The organism is Polaromonas sp. CT11-55 (assembly GCF_047303325.1).
Classification (GTDB): domain Bacteria; phylum Pseudomonadota; class Gammaproteobacteria; order Burkholderiales; family Burkholderiaceae_C; genus Polaromonas.
In genome coordinates this window covers 26,580-46,323 of record NZ_JBKBEX010000003.1, presented here as the reverse complement: position 1 = coordinate 46,323, position 19,744 = coordinate 26,580, and the positions used below count along the sequence as shown (strand labels likewise).

The window sequence follows — 19,744 nt, the reverse complement described above, 5'->3', positions numbered from 1 at the left end:
CTTTCTTTCAAATGGCTTTCAGTTTACGCCCCGGCTGCTTCCGCCGGAATTCGTATTACTGCTTATTCACAGCAGTGCTTTGAGCAGTTTGGCCATTTCGGAAGGATTGCGCGTCACGGTGAAGCCGCAGGCTTCCATGATGGCCAGCTTGGCGTCGGCCGTGTCGGCGCCGCCGGAGATCAGCGCGCCCGCATGGCCCATGCGCTTGCCGGCCGGGGCCGTCACGCCGGCGATGAAGCCGACGATGGGTTTTTTCATGTTGGCTTTGCACCATTGGGCGGCTTCGGCTTCATCGGGGCCGCCGATTTCGCCGATCATGATGACGGCGTCGGTGTCCGGGTCGTCATTGAAGGCCTTCATCACGTCGATGTGCTTGAGACCGTTGATCGGGTCGCCGCCGATGCCCACGGCGCTGGACTGGCCCAGGCCGATTTCGGTGAGCTGCGCCACGGCTTCATAGGTCAGCGTACCGGAGCGGCTGACCACGCCGATACGGCCCTTGCGATGGATATGGCCCGGCATGATGCCAATCTTGATTTCGTCGGGCGTGATCAGGCCTGGGCAGTTGGGGCCCAGCAGCAGGGTTTTCTTGCCGCCGGCGGCTTCCTTGGCCTTCATGCGGTTGCGCACTTCCAGCATGTCCTTGACCGGAATGCCTTCGGTAATGCAGATCGCCAGGTCCAGATTGGCCTCCACGGCTTCCCAGATCGCGGCGGCGGCGCCCGCGGGTGGCACATAGATGACGGACACCGTGGCGCCGGTGGCCTTGGCGGCCTCGGTCACATTGGCGAAAATCGGGATGCCTTCGAAGTCTTCGCCGGCTTTCTTGGGGTTCACACCGGCCACAAACGCCTCTTTGCCGTTCGCGTAGTCGCGGCACATGCGGGTGTGGAACTGGCCGGTCTTGCCGGTGATGCCCTGGGTGATGACTTTGGTGTGTTTGTTGATGTAGATCGACATGCTTGTGTTCTCCTGGGCTTACTTGACGGCGGCCACGATTTTGGTCGCGGCTTCGGCCATGGTGTCTGCGGCAATGATGGGCAGACCGGAGTCGGCCAGCATCTTCTTGCCCAGGTCTTCGTTAGTGCCCTTCATGCGCACGACCAGCGGCACGGAGAGGTTCACGGCCTTGCAGGCGGTGATGACGCCGTCGGCGATGGTGTCGCACTTCATGATGCCGCCGAAGATGTTGACCAGGATGCCTTTGACATCGGGGTTCTTCAGCATGATCTTGAAGGCTTCGGTGACTTTTTCAGCCGTCGCGCCGCCGCCCACGTCCAGGAAGTTGGCCGGCTCGCCGCCGAACAGCTTGATGGTGTCCATGGTCGCCATGGCCAGGCCCGCGCCGTTGACCAGGCAGCCGATGTTGCCGTCCAGGCTGATGTAGGCCAGGTCGAACTTGCTGGCTTCGACTTCAGCCGGGTCTTCCTCGTCCAGGTCGCGGTAGGCGACGATTTCGGGGTGGCGGAACAGCGCGTTGGCGTCGAAGTTGAACTTCGCGTCCAGCGCCATGACTTCGCCCTTGCTGTTGCGGTTCAGCGGGTTGATTTCAACCAGCGAAGCGTCGGTATCCATGTAGCACTTGTAGAGCTTTTGCAGGATGTCGACGGTCTGCGGCACGGAGTCGGCAGGCATGCCGATGCCGCTTGCGATTTCCTTGGCCTGGGCGTCCGTCATGCCGACCAGCGGATCGACAAACACCTTGATGATTTTTTCGGGGTGGGAATGGGCCACCTCTTCGATGTCCATGCCGCCTTCGCTGGAGGCGATAAAGGCCACCTTTTGCGACTCGCGGTCGGTCACGGCCGAGACGTAATATTCCTTCTGGATGTCGGCGCCGTCTTCAATATAGAGGCGGCGGACTTTCTGGCCTTCGGGGCCGGTCTGGTGCGTCTTGAGCTGCATGCCCAGGATTTCGCCGGCGATGCGCTTGACGTCCTCAATGGTCTTGGCGACCTTCACGCCGCCGCCCTTGCCGCGGCCGCCCGCGTGGATTTGCGCCTTGACCACCCATACCGGGCCGCCTAGCTTCTGGGCGGCTTCCACCGCTTCCTGCACCGTGAACGCCGGAATGCCGCGCGGCACAGGCACACCAAAATTGCGCAAGATTTCCTTGCCCTGGTACTCGTGAATTTTCATGAAAGACCTTCAGAATTCAGTAAAAGAGGGGGTGCAACTGGGATTTGGACAGGGCTGTGGGGTGTCGGAAACAGGCCACACCGGCCCAAAAAACCACGTCGGCGGTCACTGCAGGCAGCAACGCAGAACTGTATCATGGTGCGACGCACAATTCTTGTGCCCGGCTTACACCCCGAAATAGCCCCGAATTGGGCATTTTTAAGGCGTTTTTGGCCTGCTGGCGCGCCCCTGTATTTGCCTTATTTGCGTATTTCGTTCTGTTCTCAGTCCCTGGAAGTCCTCATTCATGCCCAAAGTTTTTATTGACGGAGAAGCCGGCACCACGGGCCTGCAGATCCGCGAACGGCTGCAAGCCATGCCGCAAATCGAGCTGGTCAGCATCGCGCCCGATCTGCGCAAGGATGCGGCGGCCAAGCGCGCGCTGATGGCGCAGGTGGACATGGTGATCCTGTGCCTGCACGACGATGCGGCGCGCGAATCGGTGGCCATGATCGACTCCCTGACCGGCAAGAAACCCAAGGTCATCGACGCCTCCACCGCGCACCGCACCGTGCCCGGCTGGGTCTACGGCTTTCCCGAACTCACGCAGACGCAGCGCGCCGCCGTGGCGGCCGCCGACCGTGTCGGCAACCCCGGCTGCTATGCCACCGGCGCGATCGCGCTGATCCGCCCGCTGGTCGACGCCGGCGCGATACCGGCCGATTTCCCCCTGAGCCTTCCCGCCGTGAGCGGTTACTCCGGCGGCGGACGACAAATGATTGAAGACTACGAGGCCGGCACCGCGCCCGCGTTTGAGCTCTACGGCCTGGGCCTGAAGCACAAGCACCTGCCCGAGATCATGAAATACACCGGCCTGTCGCGCCGCCCGGTGTTCATCCCTTCCGTCGGCAACTTCAAGCAGGGCATGCTGGTGCAACTGCCGCTGCACCTGGACCTGCTGCCCGGCAAGCCGACCGGCGCGCAATTGCAGGACATGCTCGCCAAACATTACGCCGGCAGCGAATGGGTGACCGTGGAAGCCGCGCCCGAATCGAACAAACTCGATGCGCTGGCGCTCAACGACACCAACAAGATGGAACTGCGCGTGTTCGCCAATGAAGAGCACCGCCAGGCCGTGCTGGTGGCGCGGCTGGACAACCTGGGCAAGGGTGCTTCGGGTGCCGCCGTGCAAAACCTGAAACTGATGTTGAGCCTCTAAGCTCAGTCCTCGTCCGCCTGCGATACGACGCGGCGGATGACTTCACCGCCGAAGCCCCGCGCCGCCAGAAAACGCATCTGTTTGGCGCGGCCGGCCGCGTCAGGCGCCGGCCCCTCGAATTTTTTGCGCCAGATCTCGCGGGCGCGCTCCAATTCGCTGCCCCTGAGGCTGTCCATGGCGCCGGCCACGCGCTCCGCGCTGAGGCCCTTGCCCAGCAATTCATGCTTGATGCGCGCCGCGCCAAAACGGCCGGCGCGCCGGTTGATCACCGATTCGACCACACGCGCCTCGCTGATGAAGTCCTTGGCCTGCAAGTCGTCCAGCACCTGGGCCAGCTGGCCCGGCGTTTCCTCATGGGGCGCGAGTTTGCGTTCCAGCTCAGCGCGTGAATGCTCGCGCCCGGCCAGGTAACGCAAGGCACGGCCCTTGAGCGAAAGGCCGAAACCCGCTCGAGTGGCGGGTTTCGGGGGTTTGCGATCTGAGGGCTTGTCCATGGTCAATCGGCCCGGGCCGCGCAAGCACTGCCTTTTGGCGGCTGCTTCACGCTCCCAGGCTGGCTGCCAGCTATCAGGCTGCGGCCTTGGCGGGCTTTTCGGCCTTCTCGGCTTTTTCAGCCTTGGCCGGCTTTTCGGCCGGGGCGTCGACACTGCCGGCAACCTGCACCAGCGGAATGCCCAGCGATTCGCGCACCTTGTTTTCGATCTCGATCGCGAGTTCGGGGTTTTCCTTGAGGAATTCACGCGAATTGTCGCGGCCCTGGCCGATTTTTTCGCCGTTGAAGGCGTACCAGGCGCCGGCTTTCTCGACGATGTGGCCAGCCACGCCCAGGTCCAGCACCTCGCCCAGGCGGCTGATGCCCTCGCCGTAAAGAATGTCGAACTCCGCCGTCTTGAAGGGCGAGGCCACCTTGTTCTTGACCACCTTGACGCGGGTCTCGTTGCCGATCACCTCTTCGCCCTTCTTGATGGAGCCGATGCGTCGGATGTCCAGGCGCACCGAGGCGTAGAACTTCAGCGCGTTGCCGCCTGTGGTGGTTTCGGGCGAGCCGAACATCACGCCGATCTTCATGCGGATCTGGTTGATGAAGATGACCGTGCAGTTGGCCTTCTTGATGGTGGCGGTGAGCTTGCGCAGCGCCTGGCTCATCAAACGGGCCTGCAGGCCGGGCAGCGAGTCGCCCATTTCGCCTTCGAGCTCGGCCTTGGGCGTGAGCGCCGCCACCGAGTCGACGATGATCAGGTCCACCGCGCCGGAGCGGGTCAGGGAGTCGACGATTTCAAGCGCCTGCTCACCGGTGTCGGGTTGGGAAATCAGCAGGTCCTGCAGGTTCACGCCCAGCTTTTGCGCGTACTGGATGTCCAGCGCGTGCTCGGCGTCCACAAAAGCGCAGGTGCCGCCCAGTTTTTGCATTTCAGCGATGACCTGCAGGGTCAGCGTGGTCTTGCCCGAAGATTCCGGGCCGTAGATTTCAACCACCCGGCCGCGCGGCAGGCCGCCCACGCCCAGGGCGATGTCCAGGCCCAGGGAACCGGTGGAAACGACCTGGATGTCTTCAATCACTTCGCCGTCGCCCAGCTTCATGATGGTGCCTTTGCCGAACTGCTTTTCGATCTGGGCCAGCGCGGCCTGCAGGGCCTTGGCCTTTTCGGTGTTCAGGGCGGCGCTTTGCACGGGGTTCTGGGCGGGGTTCAGCTTGTTGGTCAGTTCCATGAAAAACTCCTTGAAAATCAATGATGTAAAACTTGTTGCCTGGATTCCAGCATCTGCTTTTAATCACAGCGCTGGATGCATGATCAGTACTTTATGGGCGCTATAAAAATAAGTAAACCCTATTTTTAGTCAGTTTGCCTGATCAACTGGATTACCATGCTTTTATGGCGGAAACGACACTTCCAAGCCCGATGCCCAGCCCCTTCGGCGCGACCGAGGCCGGCTGGCGGCAGACCCACCTGGGGCGGCTCATGGGCCACGCGCTGCGCCGCTTCGATGAACGCGTGCTCTCGCTGATGGCCAGTAGCGTGGAAGTGCCGCTGGCGCTGTCCAACCTCGCGGCACGCGACCAGGTCGGCGCCGCCCACATCCACATCACGCGCCACCTGGCCGTGGGCGGCTCGCGCCTGACCGACCTGGCGCTGAGCGCCGGCATGAGCAAGCAGGCCATGGGCGACCTGGTCGACCAGTGCGAGGCCTGGGGCCTGGTCACGCGCCAGCCCGATCCGCACGACAAACGTGCCCGCCGGGTGATGTTCACCGAATCGGGCCTGCTCTGGCTGGAAGCCTTCCACCAGGCGGTGCGCCAGGCCGAGGACGAATTTCGCCAGGCTGTGGGGCATGATGTGGCCACCGTGGTGGCGCTGGGGCTGGAGGCTTATGCAGGCGCTTGATTGCATTGCCGTGTCAGCAAAGCGGAGGCGACAAAAGCCTAGAATTTGTCCGGGAACACACAATCGCCCCAGGACACAAGGGGCTGATATCTGGAGACAACCATGCGTATTCTGATTGCCGAAGACGACCAGGTGCTGGCCGATGGCCTGCTGCGCACTTTGCGCGCCTCCGGCGCGGCGGCCGACCATGTGGCCAGCGGCACCGAAGCCGACGCCGCGCTGCTGACCAACACTGAATTCGATTTGCTCATCCTCGATTTGGGACTGCCGCGCATGCACGGCCTGGAAGTGCTCAAGCGCCTGCGCGCGCGCGGCTCGGCCATGCCGGTGCTGATCCTGACGGCCGCCGACAGCGTGGAAGAGCGTGTCAAAGGCCTGGACTACGGCGCCGACGACTACATGGCCAAACCGTTTTCGCTGCAGGAACTCGAAGCCCGCGTGCGCGCGCTGATACGCCGCGGCATGGGCGGCGCCAGCAGCACCATCAAGCACGGCCCGCTGGTCTACGACCAGGCCGGCCGCGTTGCCACCATAGACGGCCAGATGCTGGAGCTGTCGGCGCGCGAACTCGGCCTGCTCGAAGTCCTGCTGCAACGCGCCGGCCGGTTGGTCAGCAAGGACCAGCTGGTGGAGCGCCTGTGCGAATGGGGCGAGGAAGTCAGCAACAACGCGATCGAGGTCTACATCCATCGTCTGCGCAAAAAGATTGAAAAAGGCCCGGTGCGGATCGCGACCGTGCGCGGCCTGGGCTACTGCCTGGAAAAGATTCCTGGATGAGCGATGTCCCCAAGTTTGCTCACTAACGACCCCTGCATTTTCCAGCAGGGGCCGCGGAACCGGCCTCGCCGGGCCGCAGGCGCAGCGCCCCCTCGGGGGGCAGCGAACCACACGAAGTGGGGAGCGTGGGGGCAAACAGTTCTGTGGCTCTAAGACTCTTCCAGCGCGAACGCCGCAGCCTCTTCGGCGAGATCCTCGACTGGATGCTCACGCCGCTGCTGCTGCTGTGGCCCATCAGCCTGGCGCTGACCTGGCTGGTGGCGCAGAACATCGCGGGCAAGCCTTTCGACCGCGCTCTCGAATACAACGTACAGGCGCTGGCCAAGCTGGTGGTGGTCAAGAACAACCAGGTGCAGTTCACCCTGACGGCGCCCGCGCGCGAAATCCTGCGCGCCGACGACACCGACCTCGTCTACTACCAGGTGGTGGGCACGCAGGGCGAGCACCTGGGCGGCGAGCACGACCTGCCCGCGCCGCCTGACGAAGACAAGCCCACCAACGGCGAAGTGCGGCTGCGCGAGGACGTGATCCAGGGCGAGGACGTGCGCGTGGCCTACACCTGGCTCAAGGTGGACGTGAAGGCCGCGCCCGCCGGCTCGCAGCCGGCGATGGTGCTGGTGCAGGTGGCCGAGACGCTGGAAAAACGCAAGACCCTGGCCACCGAAATCGTCAAGGGCACCATGGTGCCGCAGTTCGTCACGCTGCCGCTGGCCGTGCTGCTGGTGTGGCTGGCGCTGGTGCGCGGCATCAAGCCGCTGGCCCAGCTTGAAAAGCGCATACGCGCGCGCAAGTCCGACGACATGAGCCCGCTGGACGAGACCGCGGTACCCGAGGAGGTCGCGCCGCTGGTGTCCTCCATCAACGACCTGCTGAGCCGGCTCAAGGTCTCGCTGACCACGCAAAAACGCTTCCTGGCCGACGCGGCCCACCAGCTCAAGACGCCGCTGGCGGGCCTGCGCATGCAGGCCGACCTGGCGCAGCGCGAAACCGATGCCGACGAACTCAAGAAGTCGCTCAAGCACATAGGCCGCGCCAGCATACGCGCCACCCACACCGTCAACCAGCTGTTGGCCCTGGCGCGCGCGGAAACCACCGGCCGCAGCCTGGCCAAGCAGCATATCGACCTGGTGCACATCGTCTCGGAAGTGATGGCCGACTCGGTGCCGCGCGCGCTCGAAAAGCAGATAGACCTCGGCTACGACGGGCCCGATGCCGGCGAACAGGCCACGCAGCTCGAAGGCAACGCGACCCTGCTCAAGGAGCTGGTGCGCAACCTGCTGGATAACGCCATCAACTACACGCCCGAAAAAGGCCAGGTCACGCTGCGGCTGATGACCGACCGTTTCAGCGGCGTGCTGGTGCTGCTGGTGGAAGACTCGGGGCCGGGCATCCTGGAGTCGGAACGCGAGCTGGTGTTCCAGCCTTTTTACCGCGCGCTGGGCACCAATGTGGACGGCTCGGGCCTGGGTCTCGCGATCGTGCTGGAGATCGCCAAGCAGCATGGCGCGACGATTTCGATCGAGGATGCCGCCTTGCCGGGCCATACGCAAACGCCGGGCACACGTGTCACCGTGCGTTTTGTCGGCATGGATTTGCCCGAGGGCGCATAAAAGAACTCAACCGGATTTTGCAGGCGGCCAGCGGTCGTACAGCTTCACGCCCACACGCTCGCCCCACAGCTCGATCTGCGCCGGCGTTCCGTCATGCGCATGGTTCGCGCTACCGCCGCGCACATAGCCCAGGGCCACGCAAGCCCCGGCCAGCGGGCTCCAGCCGACCGAGGAGATCTCGCCCACTGACTGGCCTCCCAGCACAATGGCCTCGCCGCCCCAGGCAAAGGCGTCCGGCATATCGAACACCAGCGTCACCAGCTTCTTGCGCAACGCCAAGCCCTGTGAATTGAGCAGCGCGGCCTTGCCGATGAAGTCTGCCGGCTTGTCCAGTTTGACGCTGAAGGCCAGCCCGGCCTCCCACGGCGTTTCGTCCGGGCCAAGCTCCGCTCCCCAGGCACGCCGGCCTTGTTCTATGCGCAAGGCATCCAGCGCGTAATAGCCCGCGTCGCGAATGCCCAGCGCCCGACCGGCGTCCATGAGCGCGAGGTAGACATGGCGCGCCATCTCAACCGGCACATACAGCTCAAAGCCCGGCCCGCCCACATAACTCATGCGCGCCGCGCGCACGCGCGCAAAGCCCAGGTCTATTTCTTTTGTCCACGAAAACTTCAAGGCCTCGGGCGACAGGTCGTCGGGGCTGACCAGCGCCAGCAGCTCGCGCGCTTTCGGGCCCATGAGCGACAGCACCGCATACATCGCCGACACATCGGTCAGCACCGCGTGTTCGGTGTCGGCTATGTGCCGCGTGATCCAGTCGAAGTCGCGCACGGTTTGCGCCGAACCGGTGATGACCATAAAGCGGTCCACGGCTTGCCGCATCACCGTGAGGTCGCTTTCAAAACCGCCGCGCTCGTTGAGCATGGCGGTGTAAACCATCTTGCCGACGGGCACATCCATCTCGTTGGCGCACAGGCGCTGCAGCACGGCCAGCGCATCGCGGCCCTGCAGCAGGTATTTGGAAAACGAAGTCTGGTCGTAGAGGGCCACGGTTTCGCGTGTGGCCTTCTGCTCTTCAATCATCCAGGGCAGCCAGCCGGGTTTGCCCAGGGTGTGTTCGGGCCTGGGCACGCCTTCCGGCCTGAAATAGCTCGCCCGCTCCCAGCCATTCTTGCTGCCGAACTCCGCCCCCCTGGCGGCCAGCATGTCGTACAGCGGCGAGGTGCGCAGCGGCCTTGCCGTTTCCAGCTCCTGGCGCGGCCAGCGCATGGCGTAATGCAGGCCCAGGGTTTCGCCGGTGCGCTCGGCCAGGGCCTTGCGGTTGCCGGTGAAGCTGCCGAAGCGGCGTATGTCCACGTCCCACAAGTCGGTGCCGGGCTCGCCGCCGACTATCCATTCGGCCATGAGCCGGCCCGCGCCGCCGCTGTTGGCAATGCCGGCCGAGTTAAAACCCGCGCAGACAAAATAATTGCGCAGCTCGGGCGCTTCGCCCAGGATGAAGTTGCCGTCGGGCGTGAAGCTTTCGGGGCCGTTGAGCAGCATCTTGACCTCGGCCGTTTCCAGGCAGGGCGTGCGGTGCAGCGCGGCGGTCATCAGGGGCTCGAACTGGTCCCAGTCTTCATCCAGCAATTCGAACTGGAAGGTCGAAGGAATCGGGTCCATCCTCCAGGGTTTGGCTTGCGGCTCGAAGCCGCCCATCACCAGGCCGCCGACTTCTTCCTTGTAGTAGATGTAGCCGTCGGGGTCACGCATCACCGGCAGCATGGGGTGTACCCCGGGAATCTTGCCGGTGACGATGTAGAAATGCTCGGCCGAATACAGCGGCACGTTCACGCCCGCGAGCCTGCCGAACTGCCGCGCCCATTGGCCGGCACAGTTGACGAGGACCTCGCAGCGCACCTCGCCCTGCGCGGTGCGCACGCCCACGGCCCTGCCGTTTTCGATGATGACGCCCGTCACTTCGATGCCTTCCAGCATCTTCACGCCGCGATTGCGCGCGCCCTTGGCCAGCGACATGCACAGGTCGGCCGGGTTGGCCTTGCCATCGCCCGGCAGCCAGATCGCGCCCTGCAAGTCGTCGGTGCGCATGATGGGATATTTGTCGCCGGCTTCCTGGGGTGATATTTCGTGGCATTCAACGCCAAAGCTGTTGGCCATGGCCACCTGCTTCCTGAGCACCTTCATGCGCTCGGGCGTGCGCGCCACATTGACGCTGCCGCATTGTTTCCAGCCGGTGGCCAGGCCCGTCTCCGCCTCCAGCGAGGCATACAGCTCTATGCCGTACTTGCTCATCTGCGTCATGTTGCGGTTGGGCCGCATCTGGCCGACCAGGCCGGCCGCGTGCCAGGTGGTGCCGCTGGTGAGCTTGCCCTGCTCGAGCAGCAGCACATCTGTCTTGCCCATTTTGGCCAGGTGGTAGGCCACCGAGCAGCCGGCGATGCCGCCGCCCACAATGATGATTTCTGCATGGCCGGGAAGTGTCGGGATGGTCATGGTGCGGGCCTCACATCAAAACTGGCTAGCGCGGGCGAACAGGGGCGGGATCGGGGACTAGGCCAGACGTATCGCCATCACGCCGCCCACAATCGCACAGCTGCCGGCAAAGCGGCGCAGCGTGAAGGTCTCCTTGAGCAGCCAGCAGCCGAGCAGCACCGCGAACAGCACGGAGGTTTCGCGCAGCGCCGCCACCGTGGCCACGGGCGCCCGCGTCATGGCCCACAGCGCGATGCCGTAAGAGCCCAGCGAAGCCAGCGCGCCACCGGTGGCCACGGGCCAGCGATGGCGCGCGTAGTCGGCCATGGCACGGCCGCGGCGCGCCATCATCAGGAGGCCGAAGGGCCAGCCGTCGAGCAGGAACAGCGCGGCGACATATTGCAGCGCGTTGCCCGAAGCCCGAACACCCAGCCCGTCGACCACCGTATAGATCGCGATGATGACCGCATTGGCCAGCGCGAAGCCAACGGCCTTGCGCGCTTGCAGCGCGTGGCGGCTCAGGCCCAGCACCAGCACGCCGCCGCAGATGCCGATGATCCCGGCCCAGGCCAGCGGCGTCAAAGTTTCGCCCAGCGTGAAGGTGGCCGACAGCGCCACCAGCAACGGCGCCACGCCGCGCATCAGCGGATAAGTGAGCCCGAGGTCGCCATGCTTGTAGGCCTGCGTGGTGGCGATGTAGTAGCCGATGTGGATCAGCACCGAAGCGCCGATGAAAGGCCAAGCCTCCATGCGCGGCAGGCCGGCCATCAGCACCAGCGGCAAGGCCAGCACCGAACCGATCAGGTGGATCACCGCCATGTCCATGGACTTGTCGACGCTGGACTTGACCAGCGCGTTCCAGCCCGCGTGCAGCAGCGCGCCGAACAGCACGGCGCACAGCACCGGCCAGGTCAGGGCCAGGACTTCAGGCGGCAAGCGAAGGCTCTGCGGCGGGAAGGGCGCAACGCCGGGCCCGCGCCAGGTAATGCGCCAGCGGCGGCGTGGCCTTGTTGGCGTCCTTCGCGAGGTCGTCCCAGAGACGCAGTTTTACCGCGTCTTGCGCACCGGGCTGGGCCATGAAACGCGCAGCTTCCTCGGCCGTAAAAATGCCGCCCTGCAGCAACAGGCTGCGCTTGGAATCCGCCGAGAGGCTGGAATGGTAGCCACGCCGGGCCGCGCACAGGTAGCGCTTGGCATCCACATGCAGCTTGATCGCATCCAGCACCGCATCCGGGAAAAGCCCGCGCAAAAACGGCAATGCACGGTACTGGTGTACATCGTCCACACCACGCAGCGAAGGCGTCTCGCCCAGGTCGTGCAGCAAATGGCCCAAGTCGTGCAGCAAGGCAGCGGTGACCAGCGCATCGCCAGCGCCTTCGGCCTCAGCCAATGCGGCCGTCTGCAGCGCGTGCTGCAGCTGCGTCACGGGCTCGCCGCTATATTGTTCGCCGCCGCGCTCTTCGAAGAGTCGTTCGATGTCGTCAAAGCTCAGCATATGAGTTCCTCAGAAGTCAGGCATTCCAGGGGAGCGAGTAGGTTTTCAAATTGGTGAAGCTCTTGATCGCCTCCTGCACGCCTTCCTTATACCCCAGGCCCGAATCCTTGATGCCGCCGAAAGGCGTGAGCTCCAGGCGATAGCCCGGCACCTCACGCACATTGACCGTGCCGACGTGCAGCTCACTCACAAAACGGTTGATGTAGTCCAGGCGGTTGGTGCACACCGCGCTCGACAGGCCGTAGGCCGTGCCGTTGGAAATCTCAATGGCTTCGTCGATGTTTTTAAACCGTATGACCGGTGAAACCGGCCCGAAGGTTTCCTCGCGCGCCACCGTCATCTGCGGCAACACATGGTCCAGCAGCGTGGGTGAATAGAGCGCGCCGCGGCGCTGGTTGCCGGCCAGCAGCTTTGCGCCCTGCGCCACCGCATCGTTGACGCGCGACTCGAACAGCATGGCGGCCTGTTCGTCGATCACCGTGCCCATGTCGTTGGCCTTGTCGGTGGGGTCGCCGTACTTCCAGGCCAGGGTCTTGGCCCGCACCTGCTCCACGAACTCACCCGCCACCGCTTCATGCACCAACAACCGCTTGATGGCGGTGCAGCGCTGGCCCGAGTTTTTGTAGGAGCCCTGCACGGCCAGTGTGGAAGCTTCGTCAATGTCGGCGTCCTCCATCACGATGATGGGGTCGTTGCCGCCCAGCTCCAGCACCACGCGGCGGTAGCCGGCTTTTGCAGCGATGTACTTGCCTATGGCCACGCCACCGGTAAAGGTCACCAGGTCGACCAGCGGGTTGGTGATCAGCTCGTCGGCGATCTCGCGCGGGTCGCCCGTCACCACGCTGAGCATCTCGGGCGGCAGTCCCGCCTGGTACAGGATGTCGGCAAACAGCAGGGCCGAGAAGGGCACCTTCTCGGACGGCTTGAGCACCATGCGGTTGTTGGTCGCGATGCTGGGCACCACCTTGTGCGCCACCTGGTTCATCGGGTGATTGAAGGGCGTGATCGCGGTGATCACGCCCAGCAGCGGCGAGCGGTGCGTGTAGACGCGGCGCTTTTTGCCGTGGGGCGTGAGGTCGCAGCTGAAGATCTGGCCGTCGTCCTTGAGCACCTCGGTCGCGCCGAACAGCAGCACGTCGCTGACGCGGCCAGCTTCATAAAGGGCGTCCTTCAGGCACAGGCCCGCTTCGGCGGTGATCAGGTTGGCGACCTCGGAGAGGCGCGACTGGATGATGGCAGCCGCGCGGTTCAGGATAGCCGCGCGTTCATAGCGCGTGAGCTGCGGCTTGTAGGCATGGGCCCTGGCAAAGGTTTGGCGCACCTCCTCCAGCGTGGCCTTGGGCACGGTGCCCAGCAGCTTTTCGGTGTAGGGGTTGAATACCTCGATGGCGCGGTCGCCGCTTCTGCCCGAGCCTACCTTGCGGCCCGACAGGCGCATGGCATTGAGCTGGCGGTCGCGGATGTATTGGTCAATCACTCTGCGGCTTTCGTGACGTGGGGCCTGGGCTTACTGGGCGTAATTGAGCGCCAGGTCAAAGGCATCAAAATTGCGGAAGCGCCGGTTGCGGTCCAGCCCGGGCAGCGCGCGGTTCACGATCAGTGGCACGCGCTGCTCGCTCATGCCGCCGTGCGAGCGCAGCGGCACCTCAAGCGCCGAGAGGTCATGGCGTGACACCGAGGTGCCAATCACCGTGAAACGCTCGGACACCGCCACGATGTCGCCTATGCGGTCGGCCGGCAGTTCGAAGCGTTCGGCGGCCTGCTCGCGCGAGAGGACCAGCTCCATGCCCTTGAGCGCCGCCAGCCGCTTGCGCGCGACCTCGATGTTGGTGCCTTCCGGCAGGTAGACCGTGGCAAAAGAGCCCAGCGCACCGTGGTGCACCACATAAGGGTCGGTGATAGGCAGGATCACGCGCGCGATGGTGGCGCCCAGCCAGTTGTCAAACCAGTCCTGCAGGTAGATCACGTCGGGCGTGCCGTCCATGGCGACCTTGGCGTTCATCCCGTGGTCGGCCGTGAGCACGATCACGCAGCCCAGTTCCTCGAGCTGCTGCATGTAGCCATCCATCATGCGGTAGAAGGCATTCGCCCCCTCGGTGCCGGGCGCGTGCTTGTGCTGCACATAGTCGGTGGTCGAGAGGTACATCACGTCGGGCTTGTGCTTTTGCATGATCTTCACGCCGGCCGCGAAGACGAACTCCGACAGGTCGGCGCTGTAGACGCTGGGCAGCGGCAGCCCCACCAGTCCCAGCACGTCCTCGATGCCGTTTTCTTCCAGCGACACCTGGTCGGCCTTTTCGGACGAAAAGCAGATGCCCTTCATCTGGTGGCCCAGCAGCTTGCGCAGCTTGTCCTTGGCCGTCACCACCGCCAGGGATTTGCCGGCGCCGGACAGCGCGGCCAGCAAGGTGGGCGCGCGCAGCCATTTGGGGTCGTTCATCATGACCTCGGTGCCGCTGGCCGTGTCGAACAGGTAGTTGCCGCAGATGCCGTGCACACTGGGCGGCGCGCCGGTCACGATGGACAGGTTGTTCGGGTTGGTGAAGCTGGGCACCACACAATCGCCCGTCAGGCCAGAGCCCAAGGCCAGCGTGCGCTTGAGCCAGGGCATCTGGCCCGTGGCCACGGCCTGCGCCAGGTAGTCGGGTTCGCAGCCGTCCACGCAGACCACCACCGTGGGCTGGGCAGGCAGCTTGTAGGTCCTGCCGTTCACCGTCAGTTGGCCATTCGGCTCAGCGTTTGCCACGTGACGATCCTTCCTTGTGTTTGTCCTTGCGCGCGGCTGTGCTGTTGGAGACGAGTTTGACGGGGACCGGCTTGTCAGCCGCATCGGCCTGCCCGGCCTGGCGCCGCAAGTCGTTTTCTATCGTGCGTTCCTTGCTTTCGATCACATGCTGGAACATCGCGCGGCCGGCCGCGTCGGCGTCGCCCGAGGCGATGGCCTTGACGATCAGCCGGTGCTCATTGGCCGAGATCGGCATGAGCCAGCCGTCGGCGAGGTTCAGTCGCCGGAACAGCGACAGCTCCTTGATCAGCTTGCGGTAGATTTCGGTCAGCTTGCGGTTGCCCGCCATCTCGACCATGCGGTCGTGAAAGCTGAGATTCAGCAGGTGGTAGGCCTGCGGGTCTTCGGCCTTGACGGCTTTTTCCATGGCGTCGACCAGGGCCTTGAGCTCCTTGACCTGGGGCCCCGTGATGTTTTCCGCGAGCCGGCGGCCCACGAGCTCATCCATGGCCGCGCGCAGATCGAATATCTCGACGGCTTCGTCGATCGGGATGTCGCGCACAAAGACGCCGCGGTTTTTCTCGGTGCGCACCAGGCCTGCCTCTTCGAGCATGCGAAAGGCCTCGCGCACCGGGCCGCGCGAGACGCCCATTTTTTCGGCCAGGGTGGCCTCTATCAGTTTGCTGCCGGGCTCGTATTCGCCGGCAAGAATCGCGCGCTCGATTTCCTGTTGCACCACTGTGGTGAGGGAGCTGTTCTGGAGTTGCGCGATGGTGGGATGCAAAGCAGCGTTCATGCCCTGAATTGAAGCACAGAAATGTAGATTGTCAACAATCTGCAATAAACAATTGACAAGATAGAAGGGTCGGCGTTAAATAAAAAACGAGCTGGGTTGACGGGCCTGCACTCAGGTTGGTCATCGCAGTGTCAGCGCCGACACGAACGAGTCAACAACATTGCAGGCTTTGCCACAAAGGACTTTTTATGCAACTGGCTTCCCCTCTCAAATCCCTGTCAAAGGCGATCGCGCTTCTTGGCCTGCTGGCCGCCTCCACCGGCGCCTTCGCCCAGAAAACCCAGTTGCTGGTTTACACCGCGCTGGAAACCGACCAGATCAAGGCCTACCAGGAAGGCTTCAACAAGGTGTATCCCGACATCGAAATCAAATGGGTGCGCGACTCGACCGGCGTGATCACCGCCAAGCTGCTGGCGGAAAAATCCAACCCCCAGGCCGACACCATCATGGGCGTGGCCGCCTCCAGCCTGGCGCTGCTCGACAAGCAGGGCATGCTCGAGCCTTACGCACCGATCAATCTTGACGGGATCATGAGTCAGTACCGTGACAAGAAAAAAGTCCCGGCCTGGTTCGGCATGGACGTGTGGGGCGCCACCGTGTGCTTCAACACCGTCGAGGCCAAGAAAAAGAACATCCCCACACCCGAAACCTGGCAGGACCTCACCAAGCCCATCTACAAAGGCCAGATCGTCATGCCCAACCCCGCCTCCAGCGGCACGGGCTACTTCGACGTGACCGCCTGGCTCACGCTGTTCGGCGACAAGGACGGCAAGGGCGGCGGCTGGAAGTACATGGACGCGCTGCACGAAAACATCGCGCAGTACACCCACTCGGGCTCCAAGCCCTGCAACATGGCGGCCGCCGGCGAGTTCCTGGCGGGCATCTCGTTTGAGTACCGCGGCAACACCAACAAGGCCAAGGGCGCGCCCATAGACCTGGTGTTCCCCAAGGAAGGCCTGGGCTGGGACCTGGAAGCCTTTGCCATCCACAAGGGCACGAAAAAACTGGACGCCGCCAAGAAGCTGGCCGACTGGGCCTCGAGCAAGGACGCCATGATGCTCTACGGCAAGAACTTCGCGATCACCGCGCAGCCCGGCCTGGCGCCGCCTCTGGCCAATGTGCCCAAGGACTATGAGGCCCGCCTCGTCAAGATGGACTTCAACTGGGCCGCTGACAACCGCGAGCGCATCCTGAACGAGTGGACCAAGCGCTATAACTCCAAAACAGAAAAAAAGTGACACCCCCGTCTCGGCTCACTTCGTGTAGCCGGATCCCCCCTCAAGGGGGCAACGCCTGCGGCCCGGCAAAGCCGGTTCCGCGGCGTTTGCTTGCAGGGGACTCTCCATCAATACCGCGTCCAGGTAAACCGGCCGTAGCCAAGGCATCACCCCAGGCATGAACCACGACACCTTTCTGAACCTGCGCCATATCCGCAAGGAGTTCGGCGGCTTTACCGCGCTGCAAGACATCAACCTGGACATACGCAAGGGCGAGTTTGTGTGTTTCCTCGGGCCTTCGGGCTGCGGCAAGACGACCTTGCTGCGCATCATCGCGGGGCTGGAGGTGCAGACTTCGGGCGAGGTACACCAGGGTGGGCGCGACATCTCGCGCTTGCCGCCGGCGCTGCGGGACTACGGCATCGTGTTCCAGAGTTATGCGCTGTTTCCCAACCTCAGCGTGGCGGACAACGTGGCCTACGGCCTGGTCAACCGCAAGACGCCCAAGGCCGAGGCCGCCAAACGTGTGAGTGAACTGGTCAAGCTGGTGGGCCTGCCGGGCAGCGAAAGCAAATACCCCAGCCAGCTTTCGGGCGGCCAGCAGCAGCGCATTGCGCTGGCGCGGGCGCTGGCCACTTCGCCGGGTTTGCTGCTGCTCGATGAGCCCCTGTCGGCCCTCGACGCGCTGGAGCGTGTGCGCCTGCGCCAGGAAATCCGCGCGCTGCAGCAAAAGCTGGGCGTGACCACCATCATGGTCACGCACGACCAGGAAGAAGCGCTGAGCGTGGCCGACCGCATTGTGGTGATGAACCACGGCCTGATCGAGCAGGTCGGCACGCCCATGGAGATTTACCGCGAACCGGCCTCGCCCTTTGTGGCCGACTTTGTCGGCAAGGTCAATGTGATGCCGGTGCGCGTGAGCGGCGGTGAGATGAAGTTCGGCGCGCTGTGCCTGCCCTGCGATGGCGCCGACCGCGAGGCCAAGATCTACCTGAGGCCCGAGGACGTGCTGGCCCGGCCCATCGCCGCCGGCGACCCCCATGTGTTTGACGCCACCATCGAAAAGATCGAGTTCCTGGGCTCCTTCTGCCATGTGCATGTGGCCTCGCCCGCGCTGGGCGGCCACAAGCTCACGGTGTATCTCTCGCTCAATTTCCTGTCGGAGCAGTCGCTGCAGGTGGGCTCTTCGCTGCCCCTGAAGCTGCTGCCCGAACGCATCAAGGTGTTTTGATGCCGGTCTTCACGCCCCCCGCGCCGGCCATGGTCAGGCAGCGCGCGCACTGGATAGACCACCTCGCCTATGCGGCCCTGGCGCTGGCTGCCCTGATCCTGGTCGTGTTTCTCGCGGCGCCACTGCTGGCCATCCTGCAGCAGGCGCTGCTGGACAAATCCGGCGACTTCATCTGGTTCGACAACTTCATCGAATACGCCAAGACCCCGGCGCTGCTCGAAAGCCTGTGGAACAGCCTCTGGGTGTCCAGCGTGGTCACGCTGGTCGCCGTGCCGCTGGCTTTCGGTTTTGCCTATGCGCTGGCACGCTCCTGCATGCCATACAAGGCGCTGTTCCGCGGCATCACCCTGATACCTCTGCTGGCACCTTCGCTGCTCTCGGCGATTTCGCTGATCTACTGGTTCGGCAACCAGGGCGTGCTCAAGGGCTGGATGCAGGGCCTGGGCATAGAGCAGATTTACGGCGCACCCGGCATCGTGGTGGCCGAATGCTTTGCGGTGTTTCCGCATGCGCTGATGATTCTGGTCACGGCGCTCACGCTGTCGGATGCGCGCCTGTATGAAGCCGCCGATGCCATGGGCACCAGCGCCAGGCGCAAGTTCTTCACCATCACATTGCCCGGCGCCAAATACGGCCTGATCTCCGCGGCGCTGGTCACCTTCACGCTGGTCATGACCGACTTCGGCATTCCGAAGGTGATAGGCGGCAACTTCAATGTGCTGGCCACCGACGTCTTCAAGCTGGTCATAGGCCAGCAGGATTTCGCCAAGGGCGCTGTCGTCGCCATCCTGCTGCTGGCGCCGGCCGTGCTGACCTTTGCGGTGGACCATTACGTGAGCAAGCGCCAGACCGCGATGCTGACGGCGCGCGCCGTGCCCTACCGGCCCACGCCCTCGCGCGCCTACGACGGAGTCATGACGCTGTACTGCTGCGCCATCGCCTTCCTGGTGCTGGCCATGCTGGGCATGGCGGTGTTCGCCTCCTTCGCGAGTTTCTGGCCCTACAACCTGACACCCAGCCTGCGCCACTACACCATGGGCCTGGTCGATGCCGAAGTCGGCGTCGGTTTCGTCAACAGCCTGAAGATGGCGGCAGGCACGGCTTTCTTCGGCACGGCGCTGGTGTTCTGCAGCGCCTACCTGCTCGAAAAAACCAAGGGCATGGACGGCCTGCGCGGTTTTGTGCGCATGCTGGCCATGCTGCCCATGGCCGTGCCCGGCCTGGTGCTGGGCCTGGGCTACATCTTCTTTTTCAATGCGCCCGGCAATCCGCTGAACGGCCTGTACCACACACTGACCCTGCTCACGCTGTGCACCATCGTGCACTTCTACACCACCGGCCACCTGACGGCGGTGACGGCCCTCAAGGCGCTGGACGGCGAGTTCGAGGCCGTCAGCGCCTCGCTCAAGGTGCCCTTCTTCAAGACCTTCTGGCGCGTCACGCTGCCGATCTGCACGCCGGCCCTGGTCGACATCGCGCGCTACTTCTTCATCAACGCGATGACAACGATTTCCGCCGTAGTCTTCCTCTACTCGCCCGAAACCAAGGTCGCCTCCATTGCCATCCTGAACCTCGACGAGGCCGGCGAGATCGGTGCCGCGGCAGCCATGGCCGTGCTGATAGGCGTAGCCTCGACGATTGCCACCTTGCTGTTCATGGCCCTGGCCTGGTGGGTCAACCGCCGCACCCAGGCATGGCGCACCAGTTCGCGCTGACGCTCACCCTTTTCCGCGACTTCATAAAAGAAAAGAGACAAATCC

General features: G+C 63.9%; 17 protein-coding genes. 7 read left to right on the top strand and 10 right to left on the bottom strand.

Features of this window, described 5'->3' with window-relative positions; genetic code table 11:
- Window positions 1-66: 66 nt before the first annotated feature.
- Window positions 67-960 (bottom strand): succinate--CoA ligase subunit alpha, encoded by an 894-nt coding sequence (gene sucD / locus ACEN8I_RS03845; RefSeq protein ID WP_413326480.1) that lies wholly within the window; start codon window positions 958-960, stop codon window positions 67-69.
- Between the two features lie 18 nt (window positions 961-978).
- On the bottom strand, window positions 979-2,139 hold the full coding sequence (gene sucC, locus ACEN8I_RS03840) for an ADP-forming succinate--CoA ligase subunit beta (protein WP_007870246.1): 1,161 nt from the start codon (window positions 2,137-2,139) through the stop codon (window positions 979-981).
- Between the two features lie 286 nt (window positions 2,140-2,425).
- Here sucC and argC point away from each other — a divergent pair, with 286 nt between their 5' ends.
- The gene (gene argC / locus ACEN8I_RS03835) at window positions 2,426-3,337 is read left to right on the top strand and encodes an N-acetyl-gamma-glutamyl-phosphate reductase (RefSeq protein ID WP_413326478.1); all 912 of its coding nucleotides are present in this window, start codon (window positions 2,426-2,428) and stop codon (window positions 3,335-3,337) included.
- Between the two features lie 2 nt (window positions 3,338-3,339).
- Here the strand turns inward: argC and recX are convergent, their stop codons facing one another.
- Entirely contained in the window at window positions 3,340-3,831 is a 492-nt protein-coding gene (gene recX / locus ACEN8I_RS03830) for a recombination regulator RecX (protein ID WP_413326476.1), read from the bottom strand.
- A gap of 73 nt (window positions 3,832-3,904) precedes the next feature.
- Complete coding sequence (gene recA / locus ACEN8I_RS03825) at window positions 3,905-5,047, bottom strand: recombinase RecA (protein WP_413326474.1); 1,143 nt, start codon at window positions 5,045-5,047, stop codon at window positions 3,905-3,907.
- A 191-nt stretch (window positions 5,048-5,238) separates the two neighbouring features.
- On the opposite strand from recA, the gene ACEN8I_RS03820 reads away from it, so the two are divergent.
- The 3 genes from ACEN8I_RS03820 (at window position 5,239) to ACEN8I_RS03810 (ending at window position 8,108) form a co-directional block, all read left to right on the top strand.
- A complete protein-coding gene (locus ACEN8I_RS03820; protein ID WP_413326472.1) occupies window positions 5,239-5,721 on the top strand; it encodes a MarR family winged helix-turn-helix transcriptional regulator in 483 nt (160 codons plus the stop codon).
- 102 nt (window positions 5,722-5,823) lie between these two features.
- Window positions 5,824-6,498, top strand: a complete 675-nt coding sequence (locus ACEN8I_RS03815) for a response regulator transcription factor (RefSeq protein WP_007870259.1) — start codon at window positions 5,824-5,826, stop codon at window positions 6,496-6,498.
- 203 nt (window positions 6,499-6,701) lie between these two features.
- Window positions 6,702-8,108: a sensor histidine kinase gene (locus ACEN8I_RS03810; protein WP_413327048.1), complete on the top strand. Its 1,407-nt coding sequence runs from the start codon at window positions 6,702-6,704 to the stop codon at window positions 8,106-8,108.
- Window positions 8,109-8,114: 6 nt separating this feature from the next.
- Here the strand turns inward: ACEN8I_RS03810 and ACEN8I_RS03805 are convergent, their stop codons facing one another.
- The 6 genes from ACEN8I_RS03805 to ACEN8I_RS03780 form a co-directional block, all read right to left on the bottom strand.
- On the bottom strand, window positions 8,115-10,541 hold the full coding sequence (locus ACEN8I_RS03805) for a GcvT family protein (protein ID WP_413326468.1): 2,427 nt from the start codon (window positions 10,539-10,541) through the stop codon (window positions 8,115-8,117).
- A 57-nt stretch (window positions 10,542-10,598) separates the two neighbouring features.
- Entirely contained in the window at window positions 10,599-11,456 is an 858-nt protein-coding gene (locus ACEN8I_RS03800) for an EamA family transporter (protein ID WP_413326466.1), read from the bottom strand.
- On the bottom strand, window positions 11,446-12,015 hold the full coding sequence (locus ACEN8I_RS03795; protein WP_413326464.1) for a phosphonate degradation HD-domain oxygenase: 570 nt from the start codon (window positions 12,013-12,015) through the stop codon (window positions 11,446-11,448). Before ACEN8I_RS03795 ends, ACEN8I_RS03800 begins: the two co-directional genes overlap by 11 nt.
- A gap of 16 nt (window positions 12,016-12,031) precedes the next feature.
- Window positions 12,032-13,453, bottom strand: coding sequence for a phosphonoacetaldehyde dehydrogenase (gene phnY, locus ACEN8I_RS03790; RefSeq protein WP_413327046.1), 1,422 nt, complete (start codon window positions 13,451-13,453; stop codon window positions 12,032-12,034).
- Window positions 13,454-13,522: 69 nt separating this feature from the next.
- The gene (gene phnA, locus ACEN8I_RS03785; protein WP_413326462.1) at window positions 13,523-14,761 is read right to left on the bottom strand and encodes a phosphonoacetate hydrolase; all 1,239 of its coding nucleotides are present in this window, start codon (window positions 14,759-14,761) and stop codon (window positions 13,523-13,525) included.
- Window positions 14,748-15,536, bottom strand: a complete 789-nt coding sequence (locus ACEN8I_RS03780; protein WP_413326460.1) for a phosphonate utilization associated transcriptional regulator — start codon at window positions 15,534-15,536, stop codon at window positions 14,748-14,750. The genes phnA and ACEN8I_RS03780 overlap by 14 nt, the downstream gene beginning before the upstream one ends.
- Before the next feature lie 188 nt (window positions 15,537-15,724).
- Here ACEN8I_RS03780 and ACEN8I_RS03775 point away from each other — a divergent pair, with 188 nt between their 5' ends.
- From ACEN8I_RS03775 to ACEN8I_RS03765, 3 genes are all read left to right on the top strand, one after another.
- The gene (locus ACEN8I_RS03775) at window positions 15,725-16,774 is read left to right on the top strand and encodes a putative 2-aminoethylphosphonate ABC transporter substrate-binding protein (protein WP_413326458.1); all 1,050 of its coding nucleotides are present in this window, start codon (window positions 15,725-15,727) and stop codon (window positions 16,772-16,774) included.
- 157 nt (window positions 16,775-16,931) lie between these two features.
- A complete protein-coding gene (locus tag ACEN8I_RS03770; protein ID WP_413326456.1) occupies window positions 16,932-17,984 on the top strand; it encodes a putative 2-aminoethylphosphonate ABC transporter ATP-binding protein in 1,053 nt (350 codons plus the stop codon).
- The gene (locus tag ACEN8I_RS03765) at window positions 17,984-19,699 is read left to right on the top strand and encodes a putative 2-aminoethylphosphonate ABC transporter permease subunit (RefSeq protein ID WP_413326454.1); all 1,716 of its coding nucleotides are present in this window, start codon (window positions 17,984-17,986) and stop codon (window positions 19,697-19,699) included. The genes ACEN8I_RS03770 and ACEN8I_RS03765 overlap by 1 nt, the downstream gene beginning before the upstream one ends.
- The last annotated feature ends 45 nt before the right edge of the window (window positions 19,700-19,744 follow it).